Source organism: Brevundimonas sp., assembly GCF_036405315.1.
In the GTDB taxonomy this organism is placed as follows: Bacteria; Pseudomonadota; Alphaproteobacteria; order Caulobacterales; family Caulobacteraceae; genus Brevundimonas.
Window position 1 is genome coordinate 1 of record NZ_DASWXW010000135.1, and the last position, 11230, is coordinate 11230.

General features: G+C 69.1%; 11 protein-coding genes. 8 read left to right on the forward strand and 3 right to left on the reverse strand.

The annotated features are described in order from the left end of the window. Positions 1-869: 869 nt before the first annotated feature. The 5 genes from VGE49_RS07835 to VGE49_RS07855 all read left to right on the forward strand — a co-directional run bounded on the left by VGE49_RS07835 (position 870) and on the right by VGE49_RS07855 (position 5366). A complete protein-coding gene (locus VGE49_RS07835) occupies positions 870-1145 on the forward strand; it encodes a hypothetical protein (RefSeq protein ID WP_331034000.1) in 276 nt (91 codons plus the stop codon). Further along, complete coding sequence (locus VGE49_RS07840) at positions 1142-1582, forward strand: Spy/CpxP family protein refolding chaperone (RefSeq protein WP_331034001.1); 441 nt, start codon at positions 1142-1144, stop codon at positions 1580-1582. Before VGE49_RS07835 ends, VGE49_RS07840 begins: the two co-directional genes overlap by 4 nt. Positions 1583-1588: 6 nt before the next feature. Next, positions 1589-2140 carry an RNA polymerase sigma factor gene (locus VGE49_RS07845; protein WP_331034002.1) on the forward strand — a complete coding sequence of 184 codons (552 nt, stop codon included), beginning with the start codon at positions 1589-1591 and terminating at the stop codon, positions 2138-2140. Between the two features lie 104 nt (positions 2141-2244). Then, positions 2245-4026 (forward strand): copper resistance system multicopper oxidase, encoded by a 1782-nt coding sequence (locus VGE49_RS07850; protein ID WP_331034003.1) that lies wholly within the window; start codon positions 2245-2247, stop codon positions 4024-4026. Further along, on the forward strand, positions 4023-5366 hold the full coding sequence (locus VGE49_RS07855; RefSeq protein ID WP_331034004.1) for a copper resistance protein B: 1344 nt from the start codon (positions 4023-4025) through the stop codon (positions 5364-5366). Before VGE49_RS07850 ends, VGE49_RS07855 begins: the two co-directional genes overlap by 4 nt. Before the next feature lie 66 nt (positions 5367-5432). Here the strand turns inward: VGE49_RS07855 and VGE49_RS07860 are convergent, their stop codons facing one another. Then, positions 5433-6875 carry an aldehyde dehydrogenase family protein gene (locus VGE49_RS07860; RefSeq protein WP_331034005.1) on the reverse strand — a complete coding sequence of 481 codons (1443 nt, stop codon included), beginning with the start codon at positions 6873-6875 and terminating at the stop codon, positions 5433-5435. Between the two features lie 110 nt (positions 6876-6985). Then, a complete protein-coding gene (locus VGE49_RS07865) occupies positions 6986-7204 on the reverse strand; it encodes a hypothetical protein (protein WP_331034006.1) in 219 nt (72 codons plus the stop codon). A 141-nt stretch (positions 7205-7345) separates the two neighbouring features. On the opposite strand from VGE49_RS07865, the gene VGE49_RS07870 reads away from it, so the two are divergent. After that, a complete protein-coding gene (locus VGE49_RS07870) occupies positions 7346-8950 on the forward strand; it encodes a M20/M25/M40 family metallo-hydrolase (RefSeq protein WP_331034007.1) in 1605 nt (534 codons plus the stop codon). An 83-nt stretch (positions 8951-9033) separates the two neighbouring features. Here VGE49_RS07870 and VGE49_RS07875 read toward each other — a convergent pair whose 3' ends face one another. Beyond that, positions 9034-10452 carry a DcaP family trimeric outer membrane transporter gene (locus VGE49_RS07875; RefSeq protein WP_331034008.1) on the reverse strand — a complete coding sequence of 473 codons (1419 nt, stop codon included), beginning with the start codon at positions 10450-10452 and terminating at the stop codon, positions 9034-9036. A 295-nt stretch (positions 10453-10747) separates the two neighbouring features. On the opposite strand from VGE49_RS07875, the gene VGE49_RS07880 reads away from it, so the two are divergent. Beyond that, on the forward strand, positions 10748-11083 hold the full coding sequence (locus VGE49_RS07880) for an ArsR/SmtB family transcription factor (RefSeq protein ID WP_331034009.1): 336 nt from the start codon (positions 10748-10750) through the stop codon (positions 11081-11083). A 7-nt stretch (positions 11084-11090) separates the two neighbouring features. Then, positions 11091-11230 (forward strand): thioredoxin domain-containing protein (locus VGE49_RS07885; RefSeq protein ID WP_473964832.1); only part of this gene is annotated, 140 nt, incomplete at its 3' end.

Here is an 11230-nt window from a genome sequence, read left to right on the forward strand (position 1 = left end):
ACTGTTTAGCGCCGGTCCGCGGCGGAGGCGGCGTTCTAGACGCCTCAGTTTTCCGTGTCAAGCAGTTCTTTTTAAAGAACTTTCTTTTCACAAAAGCCGCTCCCGGAGAAGCGGCGGAGGCGGCTATCTAGGGAAAGCCGACGGGGGAGTCAACGACCTTTTCGCGCTTTCCTCCGATCCCCCCAATTAGGGCGAAAATCTGCCTGAGAACGCCCTGTCCGCTTCAGGCGCGGCGCGCCGTGAGAGCTAGAACGCGGGGACGCGCAATCCCTAGCGGCTTCAACGCCCGGCTTGGAGCCCTCCTGATGGTTATCCAGCGCCCCCGCGGCCGCATCCGCCGCCCTGGCGGCCCAGACCGCCTTGATGGCCGGATCGCTGGAGGAAGCGATCAGGCCCGCTTCGCTGATCTCTATATGATCGCCGGCATGGAACGGGGCGCGGCCCGGGCCCTGACGCCCTGTTCGCCGCCTTCGCTCAGGGCGCGGCGGCGGCGGCGCTGAGACCCGGACGGCTCGGCCAGTTTCACCTGGACCGGGCATGGGACGGCGACCAAGGACGCCCGCGTCACCTGCGCGCCAGCCTGCTGATCGAGTTCGGTCTGGGACTAGCGTCCCCCTGCCGTCGCCCGCTGCCGTCTGGGCGAAATCGGACGGCGGCCTTTTGGCGCGCGACGCGAACGGCGCGACGTTCATGGCGCGGCTGACGACTGGATGGCCCTGAAGGTCTCATCGGCTCCCGCCCCGACCAGGACCGGCAGCCGGGGCGGCCGATCTCTGATAGTTACGCATGGTCGAGGACGATTCCTCATCTGAATTTTGAGGGACGCCGTCGCCCCGTGCGTATGACGATCGGGGCTGGGAAGGTGCAGGATGACTGAAGCTATCGACCGCATGATCGCGGCCGCGCCCGTCGGCGCCGCGCCGCTCGCCGAGCTGGAAGCCGGGGTGTGGCGCCGCATCGAGGCGCGCCAGGCGAGCCGCCGCACGGGGCAGGTCCGTCTGACCATCATGGTCATGGCGCTGATCGTCGGCGCGGCCAACGGCGGCCTGTTCGTGCTGACGCCCAAGCCCCGCCCCTCAGACATTCAGGTCTTCAGTGTGTCCGCAGGCCTTTCGCCCCTGTCCAGCCTGGAGGTCGGCGGATGAGCGGCGGCTGGAAGTCCATCGCCCTGACGGCGGTTCTCGCCGCCCTGGCCAGCGGCGTCGGCGCCTGGGCCGGCGCGGAATGGATGATGAAGCGGCACCAGACGCCCAGCCTGCACGACATCGTTCATCGCCGACTGGACCTGACCGCCGAGCAGGACGCCCGTCTCGACGAAATCGAGGCGCGCTTCGCGCCCCAACGCGCCAGCCTCGAAGCCGACGTGCGCGCCGCCAATCGCGAACTGGCCGCCGCCATCGCCGCCAACCAGGGCGACAGCCCCCAGGTGCAGGCGGCGGTCGATCATTTCCACGACGCCATGGGGGCCTTGCAGAAGGCCACTATCGCTCATGTCTTTGAGATGCGTTCGATCCTGACCCCGGAACAGGCGCAGACCTTCGACAAGGGCGTCGCCGGCGCCCTGGTTCAAGAGACGCGATAAGGTCGCGTGCCCTCCGAGGACACCATTGAGGCGCGCGCTGCGCGCGGCGACCGCGCGGCCTTCACCGCGCTGATGACCGCGACCAAGGCCGACCTGCACCGCTTCGTCCGTCGCTATGTCGGGGATGAGGACGAGGCCTACGACCTGCTGCAGGAAACCTACGCCGCCGCCTGGCTGGCCATCCGCCGCTACGACCCGGCGCGCCCCTTTGCGACCTGGCTGCGCGCCATAGCGGTCAACAAGTGCCGGGACTGGGGCCGCAAGCGGACGGTGCGGCGCATCGTGCGCGGCGTCATGGGGCTGGACGCCCCCGAGGCCATGGCCATCAGCGAGGACGCCGCCCGCCCCGAGGATCGCCTGGACGATCAGCGCCGGATGCAGGCCCTGAACCGCGCCCTGCCCGACCTGCCCGACGCGCTCAAGGCACCCCTGCTGCTTGCGGCGCTTGACGGGCGCTCCCACGCCGAGATCGCCGAAACCCTGAAGATCACGCCCAAGGCCGTCGAGACCCGCATCGCTCGCGCGCGTCAGAAGCTGGCGGCGATCCTGACGCGGTGACAGGAAGGGCCGGACCTGCGGCGCCCTGTCGCGAAGCTCTGTCCGAGGGATGTCTGGCGGTCCCGCGTATCGTTTAGGATCAATCCGCCGAGTATAGACGTCCCATGGCTACATCCCCCCTCGACCGTCGAACCCTTTTGCGCGGCGCCGCCCTGGGCGGCGGCCTGCTGGGCCTTCAGGGCCTGTTGCCCGCCTGGGCGCAAACCGGATCGCCGGGACTGCGCGCCGACCTGCCGACGCTGACGGGGCCGAACATCGACCTGACGGTGGGCCATGCCGACTTCACCGTCGGCGGTCGCACCGGCCACGCCTTCATGGTCAACGGCCTGCTGCCCGCGCCCCTGCTGCGGATGCGCGAGGGCCAGAACGTGCGTCTGTCGGTGACGAACACCCTGGACGAGGACACCTCGATCCACTGGCACGGCCTGCTGCTGCCCTTCCAGATGGACGGGGTGCCGGGCGTCAGCTTCCCCGGCATCAAGCCGCGCGAGACCTTCGTCTATGAGTTCCCGATCAAGCAGTCGGGCACCTATTGGTATCACAGCCATTCGGGCCTGCAGGAGGCCATGGGCCACTACGGCCCCATCGTCATCGACCCGGCGGGCGTCGACCCGGTCGGTTATGATCGCGAGCACGTCCTGGTCCTGTCGGACTGGAGCTTCATGCATCCGCACGAAATCCTGGCCAAGCTGAAGAAGAGCCCTGGCTACTTCAACATGCAGAAGACCACCCTGGCCGGTCTGCTGGACGGGTCGGACGGCATGAGCCTGGCCGAACGGCGGATGTGGGGCGGGATGCGGATGGACCCGCGCGACATCCTGGACGTCAACGGCACGACCTATACCTATCTGATCAACGGCCACGGCCCGGAAGAGAACTGGACCGGCCTGTTCCGGCCCGGCGAGCGGGTGCGCCTGCGCGTCATCAACGCCTCGGCCATGTCGATCTTCAACGTCCGCATTCCGGGTCTGGCCATGACCGTGGTTCAGGCCGACGGCGAGCACGTCCGCCCGGTCGAGGTGGACGAGTTCCAGATCTCGGTCGCCGAGACCTATGACGTCATCGTTCGCCCGCTTGAGGACCGCGCCTACACCATCGTGTCCGAGGCCATCGACCGTTCGGGCATGGGCCGCGCCACCCTGGCCCCGCGCCTGGGCATGACGGCCGAGGCGCCGCCGCTGCGCAAGGTTCCGAACCTGACCATGAGCGACATGGGCATGGGCGGGGGCATGGGCGGCATGGATCACGGCAGCATGGCGGGCATGGACCACTCGGCCCACGGGGCGGCCGCTGCCGGAGCCGCCGCGCCGATGGACCACGGCGGCATGAGCATGCGCGACCCGGCCAACGCCCCGGCCGACATGGCCGTTGGGGTCGGGGTGGACATGGTCTCGCCCGCGCCCGCCAACCGCCTGGGCGAACGGCCGCAGGGTCTTCAGGACGTGGATCACCGGGTGCTGGTCTATACCGATCTGCGCTCGCTGGAACCGAACACGGACACCCGCGCCCCGTCGCGTTCGATGGAAATCCACCTGACCGGCAATATGGAACGCTTCATGTGGGGTTTCGACGGGCGCAAGTTCTCGGAACTGGTCGAGCCGATCCGCTTCGAGCTGAACGAGCGAGTGCGCGTGACCCTGGTCAACGACACCATGATGGCCCACCCGATCCACCTGCACGGCCACTTCTTCGAGCTGGTCAACGGCCACGACGGGCATCAGCCGCTGAAGCACACGGTCAATGTGGCGCCGGGGAGCAAGGTGACGTTCGACCTGACCGCCAATGCGCCCGGCGACTGGGCCTTCCACTGCCACCTGCTGATGCACATGCACGCGGGGATGTTCAACATCGTCACGGTCCGCCCGCTGGAAGGAGCCGCCCGATGAGCCGCGCCCTGTTCGCCGCTGTCGCGGTTCTACCCCTGATTCTGGCCGCCGGCGCCGCCGTCGCCCAGAGCCATGGCGGGCATGCAGGTCATGGCGCCCACGCCGCGCCGGCACGCCCTGTGCAAGCTCGCCCTCAGCAGGCCCGCCCGAGGCCCGCGCCCAAGCCGCGCGCCGCTGCGCCTCGGCCTGCTGCGCCTGCGGCCCCGGTGGCGGCGGACCCGCACGCTGATCATGACAGGGGCGGTCACGCCGGGCACGCCGCTCCCGCTGCGGCTGCCGATCCCCACGCCGGCCACGACATGAGCGGGATGCAGGCGGCGCCGGTCCAGACGCCCGCCGCTGATCCGCACGCGGGTCACGACATGAGCGGCCATGCGGGGCACGCCGCCCAGCCGGCGCCGGTCGATCCTCATGCCGGTCACGCCATGAGCCCTGCGGCTGCGGCGGCCCCCTATGCTGGCCATGACATGAGCGGGATGGCTCCGGCTCAGACGCCTGCCGCCGATCCCCACGCCGGACACGACATGTCGGCCGTGACGGGCGGTGCGCCCAATATCCCGACCAGCGTGGACGCCGTCGGCGGCCGCATGGTCGAGACGCCGCCGCCCGCCGCCGCGCGCGCCGCGCCGGCCCATGCGGCGGACCTGCTGTTCGACCCCGCCGTCATGGCGGCCTCGCGCAAGCAACTGCTGGTCGAGAACGGCGACGTGCGCACCACCGCCGTCCTGATCGACTCCATCGAGGCCGGGTTCGGCGACGGCGAGGAAGGCTACAGCTGGAACGCTCAGGGCTGGACCGGCGGCGACATCAACCGCTTCTGGTGGAAGACCGAGGGCGAGGGCGCCTTCGACGGCCAGTTGCACGACGCCGAGGTCCAGGCCCTCTACAGCCGCGCCATTGCGCCCTTCTGGGACGTACAGGCCGGCGTGCGCCGTGACTTCCGTCCGGACGGCGACGACACCACCCACCTGACCCTGGGCGTCCAAGGGGTAGTGCCCTACTGGTTCGAGATGAGCGCCGCCGCCTTCCTGTCGACCGAGGGCGACCTGACCGCCCGCGCCGAGGCGGAATACGACCAGCGCCTGACCCAGAAATGGATCCTGCAGCCGGCGATCGAGGTCGCCCTGTCAGCCAGCGACATTCCCGAACTGGAGGTCGGCTCGGGCCTGACCTCGGTCACGGCGGGGCTGCGCCTGCGCTACGAAATCCGCAAGGAGTTCGCCCCCTACGTCGGGGTCGAGTGGAGCCGCGCCTTCGGCGACACCGCCGACTACGCCAGGGCCCGCGGCGACGACGTGGACGCCACGCGCGTCGTCGTCGGCATCAAGGCCTGGTTCTAGGCCGCCCTCCAGGGGTCTCAGCGCGGGGCGGGGCCGTCGGACATCCGGCCCCGCCCCCGCCGCCGATCAGATCGCGGAATAGCTGGTCTTGATCTGGGTGTAGAATTCCACTGCGCCGAAGCCTTGTTCGCGTGGGCCGTAGCTGGACTTCTTCGTCCCGCCGAAGGGGACGTGATAATCGACGCCCGCCGTCGGCAGGTTGACCATGGTCATGCCGGCCCGCACGTTTCTCTGGAAGTCGCGGGCGTGTTTCAGCGACTGGGTGACGATGCCCGCCGACAGGCCGAACTCGACGCCGTTGGCCACGGCCAGGGCCTCTTCATAGCTGGCGACCCGGATGGTCGAGGCGACGGGGCCGAACACTTCCTCGGTGTTGATCCGCGCGTCCGGCAGGGTGTCGGCGATCAGGGTCGGCTGGACGTACCAGCCCGGCTTGTCGAGGCTCAGCCGCTCGCCGCCGGTGACGATGCGGCCGCCGCCGCCCTTGGCGATGTCGATGTAGCTGTAGGAGACCTCGCGCTGGGCCTCGGTCACAGCCGGCCCCATCTGGGTGTTGGGATCGAGCGCGTCGCCGACCCGAAGCGCCGCGACCTTCTCCGCCAGAAGCGCCACGAAGCGGTCGTGGACGCCGTCCTGCACAATCAGGCGGCTGGAGGCCGTGCAGCGTTGGCCGGTGGCGAAGAAACTGCCGTCGAGCGCGATACTCACGGCCCGCTCCAGATCGGCGTCGTCCAGCACGATCAGCGGGTTCTTGCCGCCCATCTCCAGCTGCACGCGGGCCTGACGCTTCATCGCCCCCTCGGCCACGCCGGCGCCGACGGCCTGCGAGCCGGTGAAGCTGATGCCGTCCACCCCGGGATGGGCGACGATGGCCCGGCCCACGTCGCCGTCGCCGATGACCATGTTGACCACGCCCCTGGGCAGGCCCGCCTCATGCAGAATGGCGATCAGAGCCTCGGCGGTCGCCGGCGTCGGCCCCGCGGGCTTGATGACCACCGTATTGCCGAAGGCGACGGCCGGCGCGATCTTCCACGCCGGGATGGCGATCGGGAAATTCCATGGCGTGATCAGGCCGAAGACGCCGACCGGCTGGCGATAGGTCTGGACCTCCACGCCGGGCCGGGTCGAGGCCAGGTTCTGGCCGTGGACGCGCAGGGCCTCGCCGGCGAAATACTTGAGGATGCGGGCGGCGCGGGCAGTCTCGCCTATGCCCTCGGCCAGGGTCTTGCCCTCTTCGCGCGACAGCAGGCGGCCGACGATCTCGCGGCGCTCCATCAGCAGCGAACCGGCCCGGTCCAGCACGTCGAAGCGCGCTTCCGGCGAGGCGTCGGCCCAGGGTCCGAAGGCGGCCCGCGCCGCCTGCACCGCCTGATCCACCTCGGCGGCCCCACCCTTGGGCGTGCGGGCCACCACGTCGCGCACATCCGACGGGTTCAGGCTCTCGCCCGCCAGCGCGCCGCCGATCTTTTCGCCGCCGATCCAGTGGGAGAGTTCGAGCGTGTCGGTCATGCAAAATCCTTTCGAGGCCGGCAGGCGGCGGCGCGTGTCGCCAAGCTAGATATCAAACGAAGCGCAAGTCCGCTCACGTCTTGCGCCGAATTCGTCGATCGACGGCGCTCTTAGAAGGCCTCGCGCGCCGAGACCTCCTGCGGCGCATAGCTGAAAAGCTCCAGCGCGCGTTGCTCGGCCAGCTCCCTGACCCGCCCGAACGGCATGTCGTATTCGGGACGGAACGGAAAATGAGCCGTGATCACGGTCGCCTCGTCCGTGAATTCGGCGGTCACGCGCCACTGCAGGGGATCAAGCTTGAGCGCGCTCAGTCGGAAGGTCGGTTGCATGATGAAGTCTCTCCGCGAGAAGATCGGAAAACGGCTGGATCGCCCTCTGGCTCCCGCAGCGACGGCGCCTGCGATCGGCGGTTTGCAGAGCGCGGCCGGATCACGTCAAATGCCGCCCAGTTGAATCTCTGGGGCTTCCATATGAAACGTCTTCTCGTCGGCCTATCGGCCTTGTGCATCGCCACGCCCGCGCTGGCACAGTCAGTCGATCGCGTCGCCATCAACGGCATCATCGACCAGGGCCTGAACCACAGCGAGGTCATGCAGACCGCCGCCTATCTGACCGACCGGATCGGCGGGCGGATGACCAACTCGCCGCAGATGCGCCAGGCCGAGCAGTGGAGCCAGCAGCAGTTCCGTGACTGGGGCCTGTCGAACGTCCGCGCCGAGGGCTTCGAGTTCGGCCGCGGCTGGTCGATCGTCCGCTCGAGCGCCCGCATGACGGCGCCGCGCGCCATCGAGCTGCGCGCCATTCCGGTGGCCTGGACGCCCTCGACCAACGGCGTCATCAGCGCCGGCGTCGTCGTCGCCCCGATCACCAAGGTCGAGGACTTCGACAAGTGGCGCGGCAAGCTGGCCGGCAAGATCGTCATGCTGTCCCTGCCCAACACCGGCTCAGAGCCGACCGAGCCGGCCTTCCGCCGCTGGACCGACGCCGAACTGCGCGACCGCAACACCTACGTCCAGCCGCAGCACAGTCACGTCCCGGTCGAACGTCAGCTCAAGATGGCGGAGTTCGCCGGCCGCCTCGACGCCTTCCTCGCCGAGGAAGGCGCCCTGGCCTGGGTGCGGATGTCCCAGCGCGACGGCGGCCTGCTGCACGGCACGGGCTATACCTATCAGGTCGGCGGCACGCCCAAGCTGCCGGGCATGGAGATCGCCGCAGAGGACTATCGCCGCCTCGCGCGTCTGGCCCGCACCGACACGCCCCCGATGTTGTCGCTGCTCAGCGAGGTCCAGTTCCACGACGAGGACGTCAACGCCTACAACATCCTGGCCGACATTCCCGGCACGGACCGCTCGGGCGAATACGTCATGGCCGGCGCCCACCTGGACAGTTGGGTGGCGTCGGACGGCGCCCAGGACAACGCCGCCGGCAGCGCAGTGGTCATGGAGGCGGCCCGCATCCTGTCGCAGTTGAAGGTCAAGCCCAAGCGCACCATCCGCTTCGCCCTGTGGAACGGCGAGGAGCAGGGCATCCTGGGTTCGCTGGCCTATGTCGACCGCTATCTGGCCACGCGCGCGCCGTCGTCGGATCCGGCCCTCGCCGCCCTGCCCAGCAACCGCACCTGGCGCAACCGCTGGCCGGTCGAGCCGCGCCCCGGCTATCGCGACCTGGTCGCCTATTTCAACCTGGACAACGGCTCGGGCAAGATCCGCGGCATCAACGCCGAGGGCAATGTCGCCGCCGCCCCCATCTTCCAGGAATGGCTGGCCCCCTTCGCCAGCATGGGCGCGACCACCGTCTCGCTGCGCCCCTCGGGCGGCACCGACCACGTCTATATGCAGACGGTGGGCGTGCCCGGATACCAGTTCATCCAGGACCCGCTCGACTATTCCAGCCGCATCCACCACACCAGCATCGACAGCTATGACCACCTGAAGCCCGAAGACCTGCGTCAGGCGGCAATCATCCTGGCCAGCTTCCTGCTCAACGCGGCCAACCGCGACGCTCCGCTGCCGCGCATGCCGCTGCCGACCGAACCGACGCCGACCGACCCGTTCGAGTATCCGGCCGTCGACTGAAGCTAGACCGGCCGGCCCCTGGGGCAGGCTCCTCAGGGGCCGGCCTCAGGGGGCGACATCGTCCCCGCCCGCGACATCGGCGCTCACTGGACGAAATCATACTTGAGGCTGGCCTGCAGACGGGTGACGTCCGCGTCCTGCCCGTTCTGCAATTCATGACGCCCGTACAGGACCTCGACCCCGACCGAGAAGCTGGGACTGACGGCCCAGATCAGGTTCGCCGCCCCATAGCCGCTGGACCGGAACGCGGTCGGCGCCAGCAGGTCGTCGCGGTCAAGCACCAGGATCCCGCCGACCAGGTTCGAGCGCCAGCGCGGGCTCCAGTGTCGCGTATAGCCGAGGTAGCCGCCATAGACGGCCAGGGTGCGCACGTCCCCGTCCGGCTGGATCAGCCCGTCATACCCCGCCCCGCTCAGGTCATTGAAATAGCGCCCCAGGCCGTCGCCATAGGTAAAGCCGGCCATGGCGAAGTCGTCGCCCAGCTTGAACAGGCCTGACAGGCTGAGACCATAGCCGAAGGCGCTCTCGTTGCGGTCGCCCTCGCTGTAGCCGACCAGCCGCGTCACCGCCGAGGTCTGGACGTGGCCCCACGGCCGCTCCAGCCGCAGCACCCCCACCACGTCCGGGGCCGGTTGCGCGGCCGTCCGGCCGGTCGTCAGCATCAACTCCGATGCGGGGTCCTCGATCGACAGGGCCGCCGTCGCCCCGCCGCCCAGTTTCCAAATTTGCCGGATCGCCGCCACGCGCACCAGGGTCCCTCCGCCCGGCCCTTCGTCGTCAAGCGTATCGGGAAAGGCGTCGGCGTCGGCGAAGGCGGTGTAGCCATAACCCGCATAGGTGTTGCCGATCTGGCCATGCGCCTGCCTCAGACGAAAGGCCGTGCCGCCCCCTCCGCCATAGAAGTCGTTCTCCAGATAGACGCGCATCGGCCCCATCGCACTGGGCCGGCGCGCCTCGAAGCTGAACCGAGTGTTGTTGGCGTCCAGACTGGTATTGCGTCCATCGCCCGCGCCGATGGGAATGACGGACGTGATCAGTCGGTCCGGACTGCCCGCCGGCGCGAAGTCAAAGATGGCGTTGACCTTGGCGAAGCCGCCAAACCGCACCATCGTCTGGCTGCCGGGAACGGAAATGAAGCCGCGCAGGTCCGGGTCGTTCGGCGGCGCCGCCGTGTCGGCCCGCGCCACGCCGGTCAGTTCATCGCCGAACGTGTATCGGGTCGGCAGGACCGACGCCGCCGCCATTCGCCCCGCCCCCGAAGCCAGATCCGGGGCCGCGGCCATACGGGCCGAGACCGGAATCGAGACCGGGATGGCGTTGGCCTGCGCCTGTCGTCCCGAATCGATGGCGTCGAGCCGCGCCTGAAGCGCGGCGACGGCCTGACGCAACTCGATGACTTCCAGGGCCAGGGCCTCGGCATCCGGCGGGGCCTGCGCCAGAGCAGGCGTCGCCCCCGCCAGAGCGGCTGCGGCTATCCATGCGACAGACTGCGGATGCGTCATCCCTGCCCGGTCCCAAACCTGAGATGAGCGAACGCCGATAGTAGAGCGGAGTTCCGCTCGGGCGCGCACACGCCCAGTCGCTGGCCGCCCGCTCGGAAGCAATGATCATGGCGATGCCGGCGCCCTCGCCGGTCGCACGGACGCGCTTGCGCAGGATCCGCATGGCGCGCTCGACTACGGGGGTGGCGGTGCTGGCCATGCAGACCGAGCTCACCCGGATGCCGTAGGAGGCGTAGTCGATGGCAGCGTTCCCCGGCTTGATTGACGACGCCAATAATTCCATTATCTCAGAATTATGGAATCAGAAGCCGCCATCCTCGCCCTCGCCGCGCTGGCCCAGCCCACGCGGCTGGAGACCTTCCGCCTGCTGGTCCGGCACGAACCCGGGGGCCTGCCCGCCGGAGAGATCGCGGACGCGCTCGCCGTGCCGGCCAACACCATGTCGGCGCACCTAGGCGTCCTTTCCCGCGCCGGCCTGATCAGTTCGGAGCGCCGCAGCCGCTCGATCATCTATCGCGCCGACCGCAGCCGTCTTCAGGCGTTGATCGTCTTCCTGCTGAAGGACTGCTGTCAGGGCCGCGCTGAACTGTGCGAGCCGCTTCTGGCCGAACTCGCGCCCTGCCGCGCCTGAGGACCTCATGGACGTCGTCATCTATCACAACCCCGCCTGCGGGACGTCGCGCAACACCCTGGCCCTGATCCGCCATGTCGGGATCGAGCCGCATGTCATCGAGTATCTGAAAACGCCGCCCAGCCGCGCCATGATCCTGGGGCTGGT